Source organism: Mesorhizobium sp. M0243, from assembly GCF_040321775.1.
GTDB lineage: Bacteria > Pseudomonadota > Alphaproteobacteria > Rhizobiales > Rhizobiaceae > Mesorhizobium.
In genome coordinates this window covers 1-19,219 of record NZ_JAMYSF010000031.1, presented here as the reverse complement: position 1 = coordinate 19,219, position 19,219 = coordinate 1, and the positions used below count along the sequence as shown (strand labels likewise).

Here is a 19,219-nt window from a genome sequence, read left to right as displayed (position 1 = left end):
TATAGGCTACTTGATCATGCCTTGCGGATCGAGCCGCTTGTCGGCCAGCCATTCGACGACGCGTGGCAACAGCCGGCGATTCAGGCGCGAGCCGGCACGGGATCGCGCACGGAGTGGATCACCTTGTCGGCACCGAAGCGTAGCGCCCGCTCGAGGCGAGCTTCATCGATGTCGGCCACGATGCAGCGGGCACCATGCATTTTGCCAACCTGCAGCACCGTGACGCCGACGGTTCCGGCACCCTGATCAGCAGTATCACAGAGCCACAGCCGGTGCGGTCGAGGACGTTGGCGGCAATCGAAATCGGTTCGGCCAGCGCCGCCAGACTGAACGGCATGTCGGCCGGAATTGGAATGGCATTATGCGCCGGGACGGCGACGAAGTTACGGAAACCGCCGTCGCGATGGACGCCGATCACTTCGAGGTGGGCGCAGACATTGGAACGGCCGATCCGGCAGGGATAGCAGTGGCCGCACGACACCACGGGGTCGACCACCGCGCGGCCTCCTCCCACGGCAACGCCGGTCACATGGCGTCCGAGCGCGGTGACGGTGCCCGCGAACTCATGGCCGATGACGCGCGGATAGAACGGCGAACGGATTGGAGCCATGCAGGATGTGAATGTCGGAGCCACAGATGCCGGCACGGCTGACGTGAACGACCACTTCGCTGGCGCCGGGCTGTGGCATGGCGCCCGGCCGGATTTCTAGCGACTGCGGCGCGCTGACAAGAACCTCAGCATGAACACTCCAGCTAAGTATACTAGTCGACAATTGCCATGGCTAACAGATCGTCAAGTTGGTGCGCGACCAGAGGCCTCCTGATGAGGCGATCGAAGCGGAACGGGCCGGGGATAATTGGACAAGCGTTTCGGCGCTTCTCGCCTAGCGACGTCGTCGAGTCTCCGATGGGACATGCCAGACTTGTAAAACGTCCGCTAGGGCCATCCCGAAGTCGCGAAGCTGTCAGTCGGGTTCCGGCCCCATTTCCGCCGTTCTGGACCCTGCTCCCAACGTTCGTAAAACGAGGTCAGCTATGGTCGGCAGTTTGGGGTCGCGGGAGCATACGAAACGATACCGGAAGCTTTCAGATTCTGGCCCACGAAAAACTCAACAGAACCAAGGATTTTAATATGCCCTCCGGGCCCACCATTATCGTCAAACTGCTTTACAACACAGGGCGGCGCGAAAGGAATCGAACTGCCCGTTATGCGCTCGTTCGCAATTGACGACCCAAATTCAGTAGCGTTTGTTCAATCTTCGCAAATGGCAGCAATGCGCTTCAAGTCGGCCGTTCGACACTGGGTGATCTCCCGAAAGCTGACATCGCCTCTGAAGTCAACTGCGGTCGCTCCTGCGCACGCCCCATAGCACGACCGGCCGCGGGCAATTCTCCATCCGTTCGGGCGGATGCAGTCCTTCGGCGCGATAGCGGGCTAACTCTCAGCAAATATATGCGCCGTGCTTCCGGGCTGATCGAGTCTCCAGATGCGGGCTATACACGCGCGCATCTCGTCGGCGGTGGCGCCGCCTCGAAATTCGGCAAGGCGTATGGCCTTGGCTTCCAGTTCCTGTTTCGCAAGCGTGTTGCCGGGGTCGCCCTTGGGCTCGTCGACGCGGGTATCGAGTTTGCGGCCGTCAATGGTCATGACGCTCACCTTGCCGACCCATTGCTTGGGATAAAGTCTGTCGATCTCGGCGTCGAACTCCATCCGCACCTTGGCGCGGAAACGGGCGACGCGCGTGTCGGCAAGTGCTTGGTGTTCGAACGCGTCGAGATCGGCGACGCCATGGACGGCGATGAGGCCCAACACTGTGCCCATGGAGAACTTCGCCTGGTGGACGGTTTGTGGAATGACCACCGCGCCCAGGACATCGATGGCTCCCTGATGGACATGGGTTACCACATCAGCGATGTCGTCCGGACCGAGCCCCTCGCCGCGCATGAGAAGCTGCAGCGCATCAGCGGCCGGATGGGTGTGCCGGCAGGCGGCGTGCCATTTGAAGGAGGTCTCCTCGGTTGCCCAACGGCTGCCGAGGCCGTCCGTCAGGCGGGCCGGATCGGCGTCGCTGGACATGCCTGAAGCCATGCCCTTTTTCCCTTCGAGGATCTGCGCGGCCCCCTTGAAGCCATCGCGTGCCAGATAGGCAGAAAACAGGCCGTTGGCGGCGGCTCGCGCCGTATGAAGCTGCTTGGAATCGGCGGCATCGCGCAAGAATTCCCAGAGCCCTGCCGCCTGGGTGCCGGCGGAGCCGAGAGCATGGTTGAGACCGGCTGCGTCCAGTCCGATCAATCTGCCGACCGCCGCGGCCGCGGCGACAGCGCCAGCGGTGCCGGTGGTGTGGAATATCTCGTAGTGCGAGCGTCCGAGGAATTCTCCTACGCGGATGCCCACTTCATAGCCGGCGATGCAGGCAGTCAGGACGTCGCGGCCGGTCTTCCCCTCAGCCTCGGCAACCGCCAGGACCGCCGGAAAGATCACGGCCGCCGGGTGAAAGACCGAGCCGTTGTGAACGTCGTCCTGTTCCACGATATGGGAGGCCGCCGCATTGACCATCGCCGCGAAATAGGGGCTTGTGCGCCGCCGCGTCGGGATGATGGTGCTTGGGCCGTCCGCCGGCCCCATGGCACGCGCAAAGCCGTCGATGATCTCGACCTGGTGCGCACCCTTGCCGGCCAGCGCCGAGCCGAGCCAGTCGATCATCAGTCCTTTCGCGAAATGAACGACGCGCGGCGGGATCTGTTCGAAGTCGAGTTCGGCGATGAACGAGCAGAGCCTGGCGGTCGGCCAATCGGCGGTGTCCGTGCTCATCTGTTGCTCCTCCTCTGGCATGCCCTTTAGACCAAAGCGGCCCGGCGCAGGACCTGCCTTGCACGTTCGATGACCGGCCGATCCACCATCTCGCCGTTCACCTGGCTGGCTTCGCCTGATGAGGCCGCGCCAATGATGTCGCGTGCCCATGTGATGTCATTTTCGCTCGGGCGAAAGCCATTGCGAATCGGCTCGATCTGCCTCGGATGGATGGCCATCTTGCCGCCAAAACCCATCTTCATGGCGTGGCGGGCGTCATCCTCCGTGATTTCAGGATTGCTCAGGTCGGTCGTTACGCCGTCGATCGGCGCGGCCCGGCCAGCGGCGCGCGAGCGCCAGACGATTTCGCTGCGAGCCGCAAGCAGGATCAGCCGATCATGCGCGCAACCGAGATCGAGCGAGAAGTCGACCGAGCCGAAGGCGACGGCAACGACGCCGGGCGTGGCCAATATGTCCGGCAGATTGGCAAGGCCGACAGCACTCTCGACCAGCGCGATGACGGAAACGCTGCGTGCCATGTGCCTGGTCATATCAGTAATGTCTTCCGGCCGCTCGGCCTTGGGCAGCATGACGGAGACGCCGTCGAGGCGCCGCACGGCATCGATATCCACTTCGTGCCAGGGTGTGCCGACGGCGTTGATGCGAACCACGACCGCGGATGTCAGCACGGCTGCATGGGCAACGACTGCTTCCCGGGCGCGCTCCTTGTCGCCAGGGGCGACGGCATCCTCGAGGTCGAGAATGACCGCATCCGCGCCGCTGCTGTCGGCCTTGGCAAAGCGCTCCGGCCGCGAGCCGGGTACGAAGAGCGGCACCACAGGCGTGACGAAGCTCACCATTGCGCCGTGGCCTTCACCGTCACATGGCCGTCGGCCGACCGTACCTCGAGGGCCATGCCATCTTGGCCTCGGGATGTTGCGCTCAAAAGCAGGCGCTGCGGGCCGGTCGCGGGATGCACGCCGCGGAACGAGAAACGGCGCGGCGACGTGCCGGCAATGGCGGTGGCGAAGTTCATCAGCAGCGTCGCCTGCAACGGGCCATGGATGACGAGCCCGGAATAGTGCTCGACCGTCGTGGCGTAGGGCGCGTCATAGTGGATGCGGTGCCCGTTGAACGTCAGCGCGGAATATCGAAAGAGCAGCACGGGATCGACGTTGATCGTGCGCTCGTGCGATGCGGCCAGGGGCGAATTGGCCGGCGGGGCAGGGGTCGCCGCAGCAGCTTCGGCGGCGCGATAGACGATGGTCTGGTCCTCCTCGATCACCGGACCGGAATCGTTGGCAATGTCGTGCCGGACCGTGACGAAGGTGAGGGGGCCGCTGCGGCCATGCTTCTCCTCTATGGCGGTCAATGTCGAGCGGCGGCGGATGGGGTCGCCGGAGCGGATCGTCGCCATGAAACGCACGTCGCTGGCAGCCCACATGCGGCGCGGAAGCGGCACCGGTGGCAGGAAGCCGCCTTTGGCCGGGTGCCCGTCAGGTCCGAGTTCACGCATGGCGGCAATGTCCGGCGTCAGGCACCAGTGCAGTCCTGGCGGGGCCGCGCCCTCGGCAGTCTGCGCCGCGTGGTCCCCAAGCGTGGCGCCAAAGCTGGCCAGCAGGCGCGGGGTGACAATGTCCTCGACCGTGTGTGTGCGTCCAACCCATTCCTGCAGCGTGGTTATGTCCAGGCTCATCAGGTCCTCGTCAGGCGGCGAATTCGGACCGGATCCGGTCCGTATCGGCGCCAAGGGCGGGAACGCTGGGGACCGTTGCGAACCCCTCCGACCGCCCTGCCGGCATCGGCACGGAGATGCGCCTGCCGTCCGGCAGCGCCACCTCTGTCCGGCGCAACGCCTTGTGGTGCGGCAGGTCGTTCATTGCGCTCACCCGGCCCCAGGCGATCTGCGCCTCGTTGAGACGGTTTATAGCCACTTCGCAGTCGATTGCCGCGAAGATCGGTTCGATCTCGGCGTCGAGTGCCGTGCGATTGGCCACCCGCCAGGCATTGGTGGCGAAGCGTTCGTCGGCGAACAGATCCTGCCTTTGCAGCACGAGCGTGCAGAAGCGCTTCCATTCATTGTTCTGCTGGATGGACACGACCACGCTGCCATCCCGACAGGCATAGGGTCGATAGGGGTAGATCGAAGCGTGCGCCAGGCCATATCTCTGGGTCTCACGGCCCGCATATTCGTAGTGCAGCAGCGGCACGGTCATCCAATCGGCCATGGCGTCGAACATGGCAATCTCGACAATGCGACCGCGCCCAGTCTTCTGGCGCGCGAGCAAGGCTTCGAGGATCGCTGCATGGGCATTCATGCCGGTGGCGATGTCGGCGGCGGAAACCCCGACCTTGCTCGGCGTGTCCGGTGTGCCGGTAACGGCGCAGATGCCGCTTTCGGCCTGCACCAGCATGTCGTAGGCGCGCATGGCCGCGTAGGGCGTGTCCTGCCCGTAGCCAACGATGTTGATGGCTATCAGCCGAGGAAACTCCTTCGCGATTGTATCGGCCGAGAGGCCGAGCCTGTCGATGGCGCCCGGCACGAGATTCTGCACGAGGACGTCGGCGCGCGCGACCATCCGGTGCAGGAGAGCCAGGTCGTGCTCGGTCTTCAGGTCGAGCACCGCGCTCTCCTTGCCGCGGTTGAGCCAGACGAAGTAAGCGGACATGCCCTCCACTGCGGAATCGTAGTGACGCGCGGTTTCGCCTTCCGGGCGCTCGATCTTCACGACGCGTGCGCCGGCATCGGCAAGGCGGACCGTGCAGAGCGGAGCGGCCACGGCCTGCTCGATCGAAACGACAAACAGGCCCTCCAGTGGGCGGGCGCCGTCAGACATTGCGCTGCACTCCCGAGCGCGCCAGCACACCAGGCTTCAGCCGCTCGTTCTTGCCGTAGTCCTCGGCTGCGTGGAAGAACAGATGCGGCGTGCCATCAATGTCCTCAAGCCTCTTGCGGTAGGCTTCCAGATAGGCCTTGCGGCCATCGTCGCCGACACGGCCCGGCATATAGGCGACGAAGGGCGGCAGCACGTCGAAGCCGGAATAGCGCAGCAGACCATTGTGGATCGGCCACAGCACCGTGAGGATGTCGCCGTCGATGCCATCGGGCGCGTAGGTGTCGGCCGACGTGCCCGTGGTGGCGGCCACCATGGCGAGCTTTCCCCTGAACATGCCGGTGTCGTATTTGCGGCCCGGCATATAGGCGAAACCGCGCGCGAAGACGCGATCGGCCCAGCCCTTGAGCATTGCAGGCATTCCGAACCACCAGACCGGGAACTGGAACAGCACGAAATCCGCCCGCTTCACCTTTTCGACCTCGGCGTTTATGTCGGCCGCGAGTGCGTCGGCCTCGTAGGCGGCGGTCTGCTCGCGCGGCAGGCTGAAGAAGTCTGGATCGTTGCGCTCGCCCGATATGTCGCCCGGCCCTGCGACAGGATTGAAGCCCATCGCATAGAGGTCGCTGACAACCACGTCGTGGCCGGCGCGGGTCAGGGTTTCCACGGCGAGATCCTTCATGGCGCCGTTGAAGGATTTTGCTTCCGGGTGGGCGTAGACGATGAGGACGTTCACGGACGACTCCTAGTAGGAACGCGGCAGTCCAAGCACGTGCTCGGAAAGGTATGACAGGATGAGGTTGGTCGAGATCGGCGCGACCTGATAGAGACGCGTCTCGCGGAACTTGCGCTCGACATCGTATTCTTCAGCGAAACCGAACCCGCCATAAGTCTGGATGCAGACATTGGCGGCTTCGTTCGAAGCGTCGGCCGCCAGCATCTTGGCCATGTTGGCTTCAGCGCCGGGGTTCTTGCCGGCCTCGTAGAGGCTCAGCGCCTGGCGCACCATCAATTCAGCTGCGCGCATGTTGGCGTAGGCCCTTGCGATCGGGAACTGGATGCCCTGGTTCTGGCCGATTGCCCGGCCAAACACATGCCGCTCCTTTGCGTAGGTGCTGGCCTTTTCGATGAACCATTTCGCATCGCCGATGCACTCGGCGGCAATCAGGATACGCTCGGCGTTCATGCCCGAGAGGATGTAGCGGAATCCCTTTCCCTCTTCGCCGATCAGGTTTTCGACCGGCACGCGCAGATCGTCGAAGAAGACTTCCGTGGTGGCATGGTTCATCATGGTGCGGATCGGCCGGATTGTGAGGCCGTTGCCGACGGCTTCGCGCATGTCGACGATGAGGACGGAGAGGCCGTCGGTCTTTTTCATGCCGTCCTTCAGCGGCGTGGTCCGCGCCAGCAGCAGCATCAGATCGGAATGCTCGGCACGGCTGGTCCAGATCTTCTGGCCCTTGACCACGAAATGATCGCCGTCGAGGCGAGCAGTAGTCTTGAGCGCGCCGGTGTCGGTGCCGCTGCTCGGTTCCGTGACGCCGAAGGCCTGCAGGCGCAATTCTCCTGTGGCGACCTTCGGCAGATATCGCTGCTTCTGGGCTTCCGAGCCGTGGCGAACAAGCGTGCCCATCGTGTACATCTGGGCATGGCAGGCGCCACCATTGCAGCCGGCGCGCTGGATTTCCTCCAGCACGGCAGCGGCGGCCGAAAGCGGCAAGCCCGAGCCATCATAGGCCTCCGGGATCAGGATCGAGAGCCAACCGGCCTGCGTCAGCGCTGCGACGAATTCACCGGGGTAGGTCATGTCCCTGTCGAGTGCGCGCCAGTATTCTCCGGGAAAGCGCGCGCACAACCTGGCGACGGCATCGCGAATGTCCTGGTAGTGTTCCATGAGGTTTGTCCGGCTTTTCGTCTTGCTGCAGGCCTCACTATCGCGCCTCGACGCCCTATCCGCAATGCAAGGCAGGCGTGAGCAGATATAACGAAATTCAAATGCTTATGGCGGAGGACCGAGAAGCTGGCCAACCCAGACGGCCCGCCCGACAAGATCCTTGGCGATGTCCTCGATCGCTTGTCCGGCAAACCGCGCCAGCCGCGAGGCAGGCCGGTCCGCCGGGTATGCAAGGATCAGGCGGCGCACGGGCACCGGATCGATCAACGGCGCGGCGGTGAGCAGCCCGGCGGTCACGTCGGCATGGATAGGAGCGAGCGGCAGGATCGTCCAGCCATGGCCGTTGCGCACTAGGTCCTTCAGCGCGGAGTATGAGTCCGCTTCGATGCCGACATCGAGCGTGATGCCGGCATCCGTGGCGCAGCGTTCGACGATGATGCGCAACCCGTGCTTGATGCTGGGCAGCAGCAGGCGCTTGCCCGCGAGCGAGGCGAACGATACGGCGCGCACGGTTGAAAAACCCGCGTCCGGCGGTCCGATCAGGAACAGGTTTTCCAGGAGCAGCGGGCGCGAGCGCAGCGAACGCGCCATGCGCGGGTCGTAGAGCACCGCAACGTCCACCTCGCCGCGGTGCATCCAGTCCAGCAGATAGCCGGTGTAGGCACTGACAAGCCTGAGCTTGGCCTTGGGATGGGCCTTGCCGAAGGCGGCCGCCAGCGGTAGCGAAATAATGTCGGCAACGGTGGGCGGCAGGCCGATGGCCACTTCGCCGGTTAGCGGCGCATCGGCGGGCGTGGCCGTGGCGCGGATCTCGTCGATCTCGGCCATCACGCGCATGGCGTGCGCCAGCACCTCCTTGCCCTGCTCAGACAGCACCATGCCGCGTCCATGGCGCAGGAAAAGGGCAAAGCCCAATTCCTCCTCCAGCATGCGCACCTGCCGGCTGAGCGCCGGCTGCGCAATGTGCAGCCGGTCGGCGGCCTTGCTGAGGCTGCCGAGTTCGGCGACGTGGATGAGCGTGCGTAGCTGCGATAACTCCATGAGCTATCGAATATCATTATATCTGATCACAATAAAGGGACGAAGATTAGATTGGACAGCCGAGGTAACCTGGTTCCAATCCAAATTCCCGGGGGTCCAAGGTGACGGCGAGCATAGAAGCAAAACATCCGCAAGCGGCAGCACTTGCAGCCGCTCCGGCGGCGTCTGAAAAGCAGTGGCCGGATCCGGTCTATGACGTGCTCAAGGCCGCCGGCATCAGCCAGATGTCCTACGTGCCCGACGCAGGCCACACCACATTGATTGAGCGCTTCAGCACGGATCCCGAGGTTGTCACCAATGTGCTGACGACGGAGGAGGAGGGCATCGCCATTGCCGCAGGCTCCTGGCTCGGCGGCAAGCGGAGCGTCGTGCTCATGCAATCCTCAGGCGTCGGCAATTGCATCAACATGCTGTCGCTTCCCGTGCAGGCGCGCTTTCCCCTGCTCGTCCTGGTGACGATGCGAGGCGAGTGGGCCGAGTTCAATCCGTGGCAGGTGCCAATGGGGCAGGCGACGGAGGCCTCGCTGAAGGCGATCGGCCTCAGGGTGCTGCGCGCCGAGACCGGTCCCGATCTCGTGGAGACGGTGGCGCAGGCAGCCTTGATGGCTTTCGACGCCGACCAGCAGATTGCCGTGCTGATCGGGCAGCGGCTGCTCGGCAAGAAGAAGTGGTGAGCGACATGAATTTACCGACGATGGACCGCCGGGTTGCGGTGAAGAAGCTGCTTGACGCCCGCGACGGAGCCCTGGTCGTGACCGGTCTCGGCTCGCCGAGCTACGACGTGCATGCTGCCGGTGACCGCAACGACAACTATTATCTGTGGGGCGCCATGGGCGGTGCTGCGCTGATCGGCCTGGGGCTTGCCCAGGCCCAGCCGCAGAAGCGGGTCATGGTGATCACCGGAGATGGCGAACAGCTCATGGCGTTCGGTTCGCTGGCGACGATCTCGGTGGCGCGGCCGAAAAATCTCGACCTGATCGTGCTCGACAATCAGCATTTCGGCGAGACCGGCATGCAGTCCAGCCATACCGGCAAGGGCATTGGTTTCGACAAGGTCGCGGCCGCTTGCGGTTTTTTGAAGACCGCCGAGCTGCGTACGCTGGAGGAGGTCGACACGCTGTGTGAAGAGCTTCGGCATCCGGCCGACGGTCCGCGCCTTTTCGTGCTGAAAATCACCGCCGAGAACCTGCCGCGCTCGCTGCCGCCGCGCGACGCGGTCGAGGTCAAGAACCGCTTTCGCGCCCATCTGGGCTTTACCACCTGTTGAGGACCGATATGGCGCTGGTCAGTTTCCAGAACACGGTCGGCGGTCGGTTGCAATCGACAGCCGATACATTCGAGAGCCATGATCCGTTCACCGGCAGGCCCTGGGCGCTGATTCCGCGCGATGGACAGGCCGAGGTGGATGCCGCCGTAGCCTCCGCCAAGGCTGCTTTCCCGTCGAAGGAGTGGGCCGGGATCACGCCCACCGCGCGCGGCAAGCTGCTCGTGCGGCTGGCTGAGCTGATCGCGGAGAACGCGGATCGCATTGCCGCCATCGAGACGCGCGACAATGGCAAGCTGCTCACCGAAATGACGGCACAGCTGCGCTATATCCCGGAATGGTTCCGCTATTTCGGCGGTCTTGCCGACAAGATCGAAGGTGCGGTGCTGCCGATCGACAAGGCTGGCATGTTCGCGTTCACCCGCCACGAGCCGCTGGGTGTCATTGCAGCGATCGTGCCCTGGAATTCGCCGCTTTTACTCCTGACATGGAAGCTCGCGCCGCTGCTGGCGGCAGGCAACACTGTCGTCATCAAGCCGTCGGAACACGCCTCGGCCTCGACGCTGGAGTTCGTGAAACTGTTTGCGCGGGCAGGCTTCCCGCCCGGCGTGGTCAACACCGTTACCGGCATGCCGCTTGATGTCGGCGCGCCACTCGTCTCTCATCCCGACGTCGCCAAGATCGCCTTCACCGGTGGTGAGCCTGGCGGGATCGCGGTCTATCGAGCGGCTGCCGAACAGCTAAAAGTCGTCACGCTGGAGCTCGGCGGCAAATCGGCCAACATCGTCTTCGACGACGCCGACATCGAGGGCGCGGTCAACGGCGCGATCTCAGGCATCTTCGCCGCCAGTGGCCAGACCTGCATCGCGGGTTCGCGGCTGCTGGTGCATCGCAAAATCCACGACCGGTTCGTGGAGAGCGTCATAACGCTGGCGGCCAGCGCTCGACTGGGCAATCCGGCGCTGCAAGAGACGCAGGTCGGGCCGATCACCACGCAAGCCCAGCGCGAGAAGGTGCTGTCCTATCTCGGCATCGCGCGCCGCGAGGGTGCGCTTTGCGTGCTGGGCGGCGGCAAGCCGGCCTCGGGTGAATTGGCCGAGGGCTGGTTCGTCGAGCCCACCATCTTCACTGGCGTGAACAACACCATGCGGATCGCGCGCGAAGAGGTGTTCGGACCGATCCTTTCGGTCATTCCGTTCGACGACGAGGAAGAGGCTTTCGCCATTGCCAATGACAGCCCCTACGGGCTGGCGGCAGGAATATGGACCAGCGACATGGGCCGGGCGTTGCGCGGCGCGGCCGCAATGGAGGCGGGGATGGTCTGGATCAATTCATACCGTGCCGTCTCCTACATGGCGCCCTTCGGCGGCTACAAGAGGAGCGGTATCGGGCGCGAAAGCGGGCAGGATGCCATCAATTCCTATCTGCAGACCAAGACGGTGTGGATAGACACCGCCGGCAAGACCGCCAATCCCTTCGTTATCCGCTAGGCTAGGCTTCGGTGGGAGAATCCCCATCCGTAGCCAAGCTCGGCCCATACTCCTTGAGACGGTGGCCGACTTACAAATGATCGAAGGATTGGACATGAGACAGGCAGGCAAGGTGGCGGTTGTCACAGGCGCGGCGCGCGGCATCGGACGCGCTTGCGCGGAACGCTTTTTGGCCGAAGGCGCGAAGCTCGTGCTCGGCGACATCAATGCCGTGGAGCTAGAAAAATGTGCCGCTGAAATCGGCACCACCGACAGCGTCCTGGCGGTCGTTACGGATGTCAGCAAGAAGGAACAGATCGATGGGCTGATTGCAGCGGCGGTGGCGAAGTTCGGCCGTGTCGACATCATGGTCAACAATGCCGGCATCGCTCCGGTCCAGGACTTTCTCGACATCACAGAGGCGGACTACGACAGGGTTCTCGCCGTCAATCTGAAGGGCGCGTTCATGGGCACCCAGGCGGCCGCCCGCCAGATGATCGCGCAAGGTGGAGGCGGCGTCATCATCAACATGTCGTCGATCAATTCGGGCCTCGCCAACCCGCGTGTCGCCACCTACGCGATCTCCAAGGGCGGCATGAACCAGGTCACCAGCACCGCGGCCGTCGCCTTCGCTCCCCATGGCATCCGTGTGGTCGGTGTCGGCCCGGGCACCATCGCCACGGACATGGTCATGGACGGGACATTCATCGATTCGGAAGAAATGAGACGGGCGGTCCTTTCGCGTACACCGCTCGGGCGCCTCGGCACGGCAGCCGAGATCGCCTCGGTCGTGGCGTTCCTGGCCAGCGACGACGCTTCCTACATCACCGGCGAGACGATCTACCCCGACGGGGGGCGCCGCGTGCTGAACTATACGGTCCCGATCAAGGAGTGAGAAGAATGGGGAGTGACGACATGGGTAATTTCGAAAAGCTGCATCACATCTGCATCGTCGTGCACGATATCGACAAGGCGCAGGCCTACTACGACTCCATCGGCATCGGGCCATGGGAGCCCTATCCGCCGCTGGCTGAATACGAAGAACTGCAGGTCCCAAGCCCCGAGGGTTTCAAGGCGATGCAATATCGGATTTGCAACTTGCCGAACGTTCAGCTGCAGCTGTGCCAGCCGAACGGCGATCCTTCACCGCAGCGAATTCATCTCGACAGCAAGGGTGAAGGTGTCTTCCATATCGGCTTCGAGGTTCGTGATGCGGACGCAGCCGAAACCAAGGCGAAAACCGACGGACTTGCCGTGCTGATGCGCGGGCGCCGGGAAAACCGCACCGGCTTCACCTACTACGACACAGCCGACAAGGCAGGCGTGATCCTGCTGACCCGGGCGACCAATCTGCCCGGCAAATGATCTTCGCGCGAAGGATTGGGGCTGGACAAGGAGACGGGGCGACTGATCAGCTGCCCCGCAATTCCTCAAGCCGGTCGACCAGGAATTTGCCGCTGGTGATGATATGCATTTCCAAAAGGCCGACGGCGCGCAGCGTATCCTTGGCTTCGCACAGGTCGATGAGCTGCCAGTGGTCGCGGTCGGACTGGGCCTGGATTTCGGTGAGCGTCACCATCATGCGCGTGTAGCGTTCCAGCTGCTGGTAGATGCGCCCGACCAGTTCGATCGTCGCCTTGCGGCCGGACGGCGCGTAGAGCGCGGCGTGGAAGTTCCAGTTGAGCTGGTTCGAGTACTCGCCTGTCTTGCCCTGCTCCTGGTGCTGCTTTGCGCGCTCGCGGGCCAGCGCGAGGTCTGCCTCCGTCATCCTTGGAATGGCCAGGGCTAGCAGCCATGTTTCGATCCGGGCTCGCAATTCGTAGAGCTCGAGAATCTCGTCCAGGGAAATGGAGGTAACGACGGCGCCCTTGTGGGAAACCAGCGTGACGAAGCCTTCCGAATGAAGCTGATGCAGCGCCTCTCGCACCGGAATTCGGCTGACGCCGAACTCGGTGGCCAGATGCTCCTGCCGCAGCTGAAAGTTGGCCTCGTATTCGCCGATCAGGATCTTCTGCCTGATGGCATCGGCGACCTGGGTCGAGATGGTTTTCTTCTGTACGAGCATGAATCAGCCTGAGGCGGCCGCCGTGTTTGTTGACTGGCGCCGTTTTGATTGAAGAAGTGGACGCATAGCACCGTTGTCACTGCGATGCCATGTCGCCCGTTTCGCTTCAGTAGACATGTTCCTCGATAGGCTGATTGCCAGCGATCCGTTCGTAGCGGAAGGCCGAGAGGTCGACAGATCGGTACTCGCCGTAGGCAATGAGGTCGCTGACGCCCGACCCGGTCGCCGCCGCGTGCATCATGCCGTGGCCGCTGAAGCCGGTGGCCAGGACGAAGTTCGAGATCTCGGGATGCCGGCCGATGATGCCGCTGTGGTCGAAGGTGTTGTACTCGTAGAGCCCCGCCCAGGCGCGCAGCATGCGCAATTGTTCGAAGCCTGGCACACGATAGGCGAGTGCTGGCCAGATCAACTCGTCGAACAGGTCGTAGTCCACATCCAGGCCGAAATCGTCCGGGTCGTTCTCGCGTACCGGTGGAATACCGCACAGGAAGAGCTGACCTTCCGGCCGCAGCCAGAGGCCGCTTGTGTCGAAGATGAAGGGGCAGTTCTCGATCCTTGCCGGTGTTTCGAAGACGAAGACGCATCGCTTGCTCGGGACGACCGGTAGGTCGGCGCCGGCCATCCTGGCAATGCCCGCGCTCCATGGCCCGGCCGCGTTGATCACCGCGCCGGCGGCAAGCCGGTCGCCATTGTCCAGAACCACTTCGCCAACCTTGCCGGGAGACGCCATGGTCAGTCCTGTCACGGTCGCGGCAAGATAGTCCACGCCCTGCGTGCGTGCCTTGCGGCGGAATGCCTGCATCAGGCCGGGGCCGTCGAACCAGCCTTCGCTGCCAAGGCCGAGCGAGCCAAGGGCGAGATCGTCCGTGTTGAGCCATGGGAAGCGTCGCGCCAGATCGGCCTGCTCGATCAGTTCGGCGTCGACGCCCATGCCGCGCTGAACGCGGTTCTTGGCACGCTGCGCGTCGGCCCGCTCGGGTGTCGCCAGCACGAGGTAGCCGGGCTCATGCAGGCCGATGTCGGCCAACTCGTCGCCGATGGCAAGCCGCGTCTTTACCTGGCGCAGGAAGTCGATGCTGAACTTCGACATGGCAATGTTGGGCGCCGTGCCGAACTGCTGGCGGATGGCGCTGGTCGACAAGGAAGACGAGGACGCCGTGTAGTACGGGTCCCGCTCGATCACCGCGATCCTGCCATCGAAATCCGGATTGGCTGACAGAAAGTAGGCGATCGAGCTGCCGACAACGCCGCCGCCGACGATCACCACATCATAGTTTGTGCCCATACCAATCGCGTTCCCTATCTCGAATATCATCCGCGGCGACAAGGATTGGATATCTTCCTCTATCGGTCCACGTCCAAAACGAGACATAACCCGGTCTTCGATGCAGAAAAAGAGGTTTGACGTGAAAAACAGAATACATTATCCAATTTGTAACAGATATCACCTGCCCGGCAACGTCGCGGCAGCCATGCCGAGGATTTCCCGTGGGCCTCATCGCTCCCCGTCTCGACGTCATCAAGCCAAGCCCCAGCATGGCGGTCACCGCGCGGGCAATCGAAATGCGTTCGGCCGGCATCGACGTCATCAGCCTGAGCGCCGGCGAGCCGGATTTTCCAACGCCACCGCACATCGTCGAGGCGGCCTACGAGGCGATGCGCAGGGGGGAGACGCGCTATACGGCGGTCGACGGCACCGCCGCGCTGAAGAAGGCGGTGGCCGGAAAATTCAGGCGCGAGAACGGCCTCGATTACAAGCCTTCGCAAATCAGTGTCGCGGGCGGCGCCAAGCAGATCATCTACAACGCCCTGCTGGCAACGCTGGCCCCCGGCGACGAGGTGGTTGTCCCAGCGCCCTATTGGGTTTCCTACACCGACATCGTCCTGCTCGGCGAAGGCAAGCCCGTGGTCGTTCCCTGCACGGAGCCGCAGGGCTTCAAACTGACACCGCAAGCCCTGCGAGCCGCGATCACCGGGCGCACCAAATGGCTGCTTCTCAACACGCCTTCCAACCCGACAGGCGCCGTCTACAGCCGCGACGAACTTGCGGGGCTGGCGGGGGTGTTGCTCGATCACCCGCATGTGCACGTTCTGACCGACGACATCTACGAGCATATCCTGTTCGATGGACGAACCTTCCATACCATCGCCGGCGTCGAGCCGAGGCTGAAGGACCGTACGCTGACAGTGAACGGGGTGTCGAAGGCCTATGCCATGACCGGCTGGCGGATCGGCTATGCCGGCGGGCCGGAACCGCTGATCCGCGCCATGGCGACCGTGCAGAGCCAAAGCACGTCCAACCCGTCATCCATCTCGCAGGCCGCGACCATTGCCGCACTGGAAGGTCCTCAGGACTTTCTTCGCCCTCGGGCGCTCGAATTCCAGGCACGGCGCGACCGCGCTTTGGATCTGCTGCGCGCGATTCCCGGTCTCACCTGCCGGACGCCCGAGGGCGCCTTCTATCTCTATCCCAATTGCTCGGCCCTGATCGGTCGTCGCCGCCCGGACGGCACTCCTATCGGCAGCGACGACGACTTCTCGCTTTACCTGCTCGATCAGGCGCGGGTCGCGGTGGTGCAGGGCTCTGCCTATGGCCTGTCGCCGCATTTCCGCATTTCCATAGCCACGTCGATGGACCTGATCGAAAAAGCGATCGGGCGTATCGCCGAGGCTGTCGAAGCGCTGCGGTAGGGCCGGCGATGGATCTCGACTTCGTCCAGAAGCTGATCGAATTTGTCTCGCGTTCGCCCATTGCCGAGTTGGAGATCGAGCGCGATGGCGTTCGTATCCGCATGTCCAGGCAGGGGGTGCTGGCGCAATCCGCGTCGCAGCCTTCGCCGCAGTCGGGGTCAGCCGCCGGCCCTGCCGTCTTCACAAATCCGGCTTCGACAGCTCCGCCCATCGCGCGGCATTCGATCCGCGCGCCGCTGACCGGCGTGTTCTACCGTTCCGGCACCGAAGGCGAACCGCCGCTCGCTTCGGTTGGCGATGTGGTCGTGGAAGGGCAGAAGGTCGGTGTCCTCGAAGCCATGAAGACGTTCAACGTCGTGGAATCCGATCGCGCTGGGCGGATCGTCCAGATCGCGTTGGACGACCATGCCGCCGTGCAGTCCGGCGATGTGCTGTTCGTTCTCGAAGATTTGGGCTAGCGGCGATGTTCGACACCGTCCTTATCGCCAACCGCGGTGAAATCGCGCTGCGCATCCTGCGCGCCTGCCGCGATCTCGGATTGAAGACGGTGGCAGCGCACTCGGAAGCCGACGCGAGCCTTCGCCATGTCGCGCTGGCGGACAGGGCGATCTGCATCGGGCCGGCTGCGGCGACGGAGAGCTATCTCAATATCGCCGAGATCATCGCGGCCGCGCAACTCACCGGCGCGGGCGCGATCCATCCGGGCTATGGTTTCCTCTCGGAAAACGCCGCCTTCGCCGAGGCCGTCGAAAATGCCGGCCTCGCCTTCATCGGGCCGTCGGCCGCGGCGATCCGCACCTTGGGCGACAAGGTCTCCGCCAAGCGCACGATGATCGCTGCCGGCGTTCCCTGCGTTGCAGGGTCGGAGGGGGCGCTGCCGCAGGACGAGCAGGCAGTGCGCGCCATTGCCGAGGCCATCGGCTATCCGGTCATCGTCAAGGCGGCGGGCGGCGGCGGCGGGCGCGGCATGCGCATCGTGCGCGAGCAGCGCGCTCTGTTGGAAGCCGTTTCGATGGCGGTGAAAGAGGCGGACCGGGCCTTCGGCAACCCGCAAGTCTATCTGGAGAAATTCCTTGAGCACCCGCGCCATATCGAGATTCAGATTCTGGCGGACAAGCATGGCAAGGCGGTGTGGTTAGGCGAGCGGGATTGCTCCATGCAGCGCCGCCACCAGAAGATCATTGAGGAGGCGCCGGCGCCCGGCATCGCCCGCGAGGCGATTGCCGAGATCGGCGAGCTGTGTGCCCACGCATGCCTAACCATCGGCTATACAGGCGCGGGCACGTTCGAATTCCTCTACGAGGACGGGCGCTTCTCTTTCATCGAGATGAACACCCGCGTGCAGGTGGAGCATCCCGTCACGGAACTTGTCACCGGCATCGATATCGTGCGCGAGCAGATCCGCATCGCCCGGGGCGAAGCCCTGTCGTTCAGCCAGGAAGACATCCGCATCCAGGGCCACGCCGTCGAATGCCGCATCAACGCTGAAGATCCCTACAGCTTTCGCCCGCATCCGGGCCGGGTCGAGCGCTGGACGCCGCCCGGCGGCCCGGGAATCCGCGTCGAATCGCATCTCTACTCCGGTTACACCGTGCCGCCGCACTACGATTCCCTGGTGGCCAAGCTGCTGGCGCATGGCGCGACGCGGGCCGAGGCGATCCGGCGCATGAGCGGCGCGCTGGGCGAGATGGAGGCTGTCGGCATCGCCACCAACGCGCCGCTCCACGGCCTCCTGATGGAGGAGCCCGGCTTTGCCGCCGGCGGCTTCGATATCCATCATCTTGAACGTCTCATTGAAGGCGGTCTGCTCCAGGGACGAGGCGGCGATGACGGTTGAGGAGCTCGAAAGGCTGGCCGGCTGGTGTGTTAGCGCCGGCATCGGCGAGATCGAAGTGTCGGAGGCCGGCTTTTCGTTGCGCCTGCACATGCAATCCGTTGTTCCCTCGACACCCGCGGCCGAAGCCCCGAAGGCCGAAACGGTCTTCAAAGGCGTGCGCGCGCCCGGCGTCGGCGTGTTCCGTCTCGATCATCCAACGACCGGTCGGCCGGTTGCCGACCCTGGCCAGGTGGTTCGCAAGGGCGAGACGGTCGGCGTCCTGAAGGTCGGCCCATGCCTGAAGGCCGTGCTCGCGCCGGTAGACGGCGTGCTGGGCGCGGCGCTGATCGAGGACGGAGCGGTCGTCGGCTACGGCACGCCGCTCTACGAGCTGGTGTGAAGCAAAGGCGATGGTTCGAACCACTGAGGAAAGCGCCATGGCGGCCCAAGGATTGCAGGTCGATATCAATTCCGACATGGGCGAGGGTTTTGGAGCCTACAGGCTCGGCGACGATGCGGCGATCCTCGACATCGTCAGTTCCGCCAATGTCGCCTGCGGCTTTCATGCCGGCGACCCCGAGATCATGGCTGCCACCTTCTCGATGGCGCGCGACAAGGGCGTTGCCGTTGGCGCGCATCCGAGCTTCGCCGATCTGTGGGGGTTCGGACGCCGCATCATTCCGCATTCCATGGATGAGATCGAAAGGCTGGTCGCCTACCAGATCGGCGCGGCGCAGGCGCTTTCCGCCTATGCCGGCCACCCGATCCACTATGTGAAGGCGCATGGCGCGCTAGGCAATCTTACCCAGACCGATCGTGGCGTCGCCGAAGCGGTGACGCGCGCGGTCAAGGCCGTCGATCCCGGCCTGATCTGCCTGGTCATTGCGCTCGGCTTCCAGGACAGGATCGCGCGCGACGCTGGGCTGACGGTCAGGTCCGAGATATTCGCCGACCGCGCCTATACGGAGGAAGGCTTCCTTGTTTCGCGCAAGCTGGAAGGCGCTGTCATCCACGACGCCGAGAGGGCAGCCGAACGGGTCGTCCGAATGGTCAAGCAAGGCGCCATCGAGACGCTTTCCGGGCAGATGCTGCGGACGCCGATCGATTCGATCTGCGTCCACAGCGACACGCCGGCTGCCGTCGCCATCGCCGCGCATGTCAGGAGACGGCTTGAGGCAAGCGGCGTCAGGGTCAGAGCGTTCGCGGCCTAAGCGACCGAACGGTTACGCGGGCCGGGCGGACGGGCCCGGCCCCGGCGGGTTAAAAACCCCCCAACGGGGGGGGGGGGCCCCGGGGGGTAAATGGTGTTTATAAACTCGTGAGCGGGGCGCCCCAACCTTGGGGTGGATAAGTG

20 protein-coding genes are annotated in these 19,219 nt (G+C 64.0%); 10 read left to right on the top strand and 10 right to left on the bottom strand.

Annotated features, from left to right (window positions below; translation table 11 throughout):
- Positions 1–118: 118 nt before the first annotated feature.
- The 8 genes from NKJ11_RS28565 to NKJ11_RS28525 all read right to left on the bottom strand — a co-directional run bounded on the left by NKJ11_RS28565 (position 119) and on the right by NKJ11_RS28525 (position 8,560).
- Positions 119–610: an alcohol dehydrogenase catalytic domain-containing protein gene (locus NKJ11_RS28565; protein ID WP_023809539.1), complete on the bottom strand. Its 492-nt coding sequence runs from the start codon at positions 608–610 to the stop codon at positions 119–121.
- An 825-nt stretch (positions 611–1,435) separates the two neighbouring features.
- Positions 1,436–2,812, bottom strand: coding sequence for an MmgE/PrpD family protein (locus NKJ11_RS28555; protein WP_023809537.1), 1,377 nt, complete (start codon positions 2,810–2,812; stop codon positions 1,436–1,438).
- 26 nt (positions 2,813–2,838) lie between these two features.
- Positions 2,839–3,651, bottom strand: a complete 813-nt coding sequence (locus NKJ11_RS28550; protein ID WP_023809536.1) for an HpcH/HpaI aldolase/citrate lyase family protein — start codon at positions 3,649–3,651, stop codon at positions 2,839–2,841.
- Positions 3,645–4,487: an HTD2 family dehydratase gene (locus NKJ11_RS28545; RefSeq protein WP_023809535.1), complete on the bottom strand. Its 843-nt coding sequence runs from the start codon at positions 4,485–4,487 to the stop codon at positions 3,645–3,647. Before NKJ11_RS28545 ends, NKJ11_RS28550 begins: the two co-directional genes overlap by 7 nt.
- Positions 4,488–4,497: 10 nt before the next feature.
- The gene (locus tag NKJ11_RS28540) at positions 4,498–5,628 is read right to left on the bottom strand and encodes a CaiB/BaiF CoA transferase family protein (RefSeq protein WP_352442506.1); all 1,131 of its coding nucleotides are present in this window, start codon (positions 5,626–5,628) and stop codon (positions 4,498–4,500) included.
- On the bottom strand, positions 5,621–6,361 hold the full coding sequence (locus tag NKJ11_RS28535; RefSeq protein ID WP_023809533.1) for an NAD(P)H-dependent oxidoreductase: 741 nt from the start codon (positions 6,359–6,361) through the stop codon (positions 5,621–5,623). Before NKJ11_RS28535 ends, NKJ11_RS28540 begins: the two co-directional genes overlap by 8 nt.
- 9 nt (positions 6,362–6,370) lie before the next feature.
- Positions 6,371–7,519 (bottom strand): acyl-CoA dehydrogenase family protein, encoded by a 1,149-nt coding sequence (locus tag NKJ11_RS28530; RefSeq protein ID WP_023809532.1) that lies wholly within the window; start codon positions 7,517–7,519, stop codon positions 6,371–6,373.
- Between the two features lie 105 nt (positions 7,520–7,624).
- Positions 7,625–8,560 carry a LysR family transcriptional regulator gene (locus tag NKJ11_RS28525; RefSeq protein WP_127267891.1) on the bottom strand — a complete coding sequence of 312 codons (936 nt, stop codon included), beginning with the start codon at positions 8,558–8,560 and terminating at the stop codon, positions 7,625–7,627.
- A gap of 101 nt (positions 8,561–8,661) precedes the next feature.
- Here NKJ11_RS28525 and NKJ11_RS28520 point away from each other — a divergent pair, with 101 nt between their 5' ends.
- The 5 genes from NKJ11_RS28520 to NKJ11_RS28500 all read left to right on the top strand — a co-directional run bounded on the left by NKJ11_RS28520 (position 8,662) and on the right by NKJ11_RS28500 (position 12,658).
- The gene (locus NKJ11_RS28520; protein ID WP_023809530.1) at positions 8,662–9,234 is read left to right on the top strand and encodes a thiamine pyrophosphate-binding protein; all 573 of its coding nucleotides are present in this window, start codon (positions 8,662–8,664) and stop codon (positions 9,232–9,234) included.
- 5 nt (positions 9,235–9,239) lie between these two features.
- Entirely contained in the window at positions 9,240–9,827 is a 588-nt protein-coding gene (locus tag NKJ11_RS28515) for a thiamine pyrophosphate-dependent enzyme (RefSeq protein ID WP_023809529.1), read from the top strand.
- A gap of 8 nt (positions 9,828–9,835) precedes the next feature.
- Positions 9,836–11,314, top strand: a complete 1,479-nt coding sequence (locus NKJ11_RS28510) for an aldehyde dehydrogenase (RefSeq protein WP_352794806.1) — start codon at positions 9,836–9,838, stop codon at positions 11,312–11,314.
- A 94-nt stretch (positions 11,315–11,408) separates the two neighbouring features.
- Positions 11,409–12,188: an SDR family NAD(P)-dependent oxidoreductase gene (locus NKJ11_RS28505; RefSeq protein WP_023809528.1), complete on the top strand. Its 780-nt coding sequence runs from the start codon at positions 11,409–11,411 to the stop codon at positions 12,186–12,188.
- A gap of 20 nt (positions 12,189–12,208) precedes the next feature.
- Positions 12,209–12,658 (top strand): VOC family protein, encoded by a 450-nt coding sequence (locus NKJ11_RS28500; protein WP_023809527.1) that lies wholly within the window; start codon positions 12,209–12,211, stop codon positions 12,656–12,658.
- Positions 12,659–12,704: 46 nt separating this feature from the next.
- Here the strand turns inward: NKJ11_RS28500 and NKJ11_RS28495 are convergent, their stop codons facing one another.
- Both NKJ11_RS28495 and NKJ11_RS28490 read right to left on the bottom strand, forming a co-directional pair.
- A complete protein-coding gene (locus NKJ11_RS28495; RefSeq protein ID WP_023809526.1) occupies positions 12,705–13,358 on the bottom strand; it encodes a GntR family transcriptional regulator in 654 nt (217 codons plus the stop codon).
- A gap of 106 nt (positions 13,359–13,464) precedes the next feature.
- Positions 13,465–14,643 carry an NAD(P)/FAD-dependent oxidoreductase gene (locus NKJ11_RS28490; RefSeq protein ID WP_352794805.1) on the bottom strand — a complete coding sequence of 393 codons (1,179 nt, stop codon included), beginning with the start codon at positions 14,641–14,643 and terminating at the stop codon, positions 13,465–13,467.
- 203 nt (positions 14,644–14,846) lie between these two features.
- Between NKJ11_RS28490 and NKJ11_RS28485 the strand changes: the two genes are divergently transcribed.
- The 5 genes from NKJ11_RS28485 to NKJ11_RS28465 are packed head-to-tail and all read left to right on the top strand — an operon-like array spanning position 14,847 to position 19,076.
- Positions 14,847–16,049 carry a pyridoxal phosphate-dependent aminotransferase gene (locus tag NKJ11_RS28485; RefSeq protein WP_352442509.1) on the top strand — a complete coding sequence of 401 codons (1,203 nt, stop codon included), beginning with the start codon at positions 14,847–14,849 and terminating at the stop codon, positions 16,047–16,049.
- Positions 16,050–16,057: 8 nt separating this feature from the next.
- Entirely contained in the window at positions 16,058–16,507 is a 450-nt protein-coding gene (locus NKJ11_RS28480; RefSeq protein ID WP_023809523.1) for an acetyl-CoA carboxylase biotin carboxyl carrier protein, read from the top strand.
- Positions 16,508–16,512: 5 nt separating this feature from the next.
- Positions 16,513–17,886 carry an acetyl-CoA carboxylase biotin carboxylase subunit gene (gene accC / locus NKJ11_RS28475; protein ID WP_023809522.1) on the top strand — a complete coding sequence of 458 codons (1,374 nt, stop codon included), beginning with the start codon at positions 16,513–16,515 and terminating at the stop codon, positions 17,884–17,886.
- Entirely contained in the window at positions 17,876–18,265 is a 390-nt protein-coding gene (locus NKJ11_RS28470; RefSeq protein ID WP_352794804.1) for an acetyl-CoA carboxylase biotin carboxyl carrier protein, read from the top strand. The genes accC and NKJ11_RS28470 overlap by 11 nt, the downstream gene beginning before the upstream one ends.
- Positions 18,266–18,302: 37 nt before the next feature.
- Positions 18,303–19,076: a LamB/YcsF family protein gene (locus tag NKJ11_RS28465; RefSeq protein ID WP_031212611.1), complete on the top strand. Its 774-nt coding sequence runs from the start codon at positions 18,303–18,305 to the stop codon at positions 19,074–19,076.
- Positions 19,077–19,219 lie beyond the last annotated feature (143 nt).

Excerpts from the sequence above, each read along its gene's own strand:
- NKJ11_RS28565 (WP_023809539.1), bottom strand. The coding sequence starts at position 610 with ATGGCTCCAATCCGTTCGCCGTTCTATCCGCGCGTCATCGGCCATGAG.
- NKJ11_RS28555 (WP_023809537.1), bottom strand. The coding sequence starts at position 2,812 with ATGAGCACGGACACCGCCGATTGGCCGACCGCCAGGCTCTGCTCGTTC.
- NKJ11_RS28550 (WP_023809536.1), bottom strand. The coding sequence starts at position 3,651 with ATGGTGAGCTTCGTCACGCCTGTGGTGCCGCTCTTCGTACCCGGCTCG.
- NKJ11_RS28545 (WP_023809535.1), bottom strand. The coding sequence starts at position 4,487 with ATGAGCCTGGACATAACCACGCTGCAGGAATGGGTTGGACGCACACAC.
- NKJ11_RS28540 (WP_352442506.1), bottom strand. The coding sequence starts at position 5,628 with ATGTCTGACGGCGCCCGCCCACTGGAGGGCCTGTTTGTCGTTTCGATC.
- NKJ11_RS28530 (WP_023809532.1), bottom strand. The coding sequence starts at position 7,519 with ATGGAACACTACCAGGACATTCGCGATGCCGTCGCCAGGTTGTGCGCG.
- NKJ11_RS28525 (WP_127267891.1), bottom strand. The coding sequence starts at position 8,560 with ATGGAGTTATCGCAGCTACGCACGCTCATCCACGTCGCCGAACTCGGC.
- NKJ11_RS28515 (WP_023809529.1), top strand. The coding sequence starts at position 9,240 with ATGAATTTACCGACGATGGACCGCCGGGTTGCGGTGAAGAAGCTGCTT.
- NKJ11_RS28510 (WP_352794806.1), top strand. The coding sequence starts at position 9,836 with ATGGCGCTGGTCAGTTTCCAGAACACGGTCGGCGGTCGGTTGCAATCG.
- NKJ11_RS28505 (WP_023809528.1), top strand. The coding sequence starts at position 11,409 with ATGAGACAGGCAGGCAAGGTGGCGGTTGTCACAGGCGCGGCGCGCGGC.
- NKJ11_RS28500 (WP_023809527.1), top strand. The coding sequence starts at position 12,209 with ATGGGTAATTTCGAAAAGCTGCATCACATCTGCATCGTCGTGCACGAT.
- NKJ11_RS28495 (WP_023809526.1), bottom strand. The coding sequence starts at position 13,358 with ATGCTCGTACAGAAGAAAACCATCTCGACCCAGGTCGCCGATGCCATC.
- NKJ11_RS28490 (WP_352794805.1), bottom strand. The coding sequence starts at position 14,643 with ATGGGCACAAACTATGATGTGGTGATCGTCGGCGGCGGCGTTGTCGGC.
- NKJ11_RS28480 (WP_023809523.1), top strand. The coding sequence starts at position 16,058 with ATGGATCTCGACTTCGTCCAGAAGCTGATCGAATTTGTCTCGCGTTCG.
- accC (WP_023809522.1), top strand. The coding sequence starts at position 16,513 with ATGTTCGACACCGTCCTTATCGCCAACCGCGGTGAAATCGCGCTGCGC.
- NKJ11_RS28470 (WP_352794804.1), top strand. The coding sequence starts at position 17,876 with ATGACGGTTGAGGAGCTCGAAAGGCTGGCCGGCTGGTGTGTTAGCGCC.
- NKJ11_RS28465 (WP_031212611.1), top strand. The coding sequence starts at position 18,303 with ATGGCGGCCCAAGGATTGCAGGTCGATATCAATTCCGACATGGGCGAG.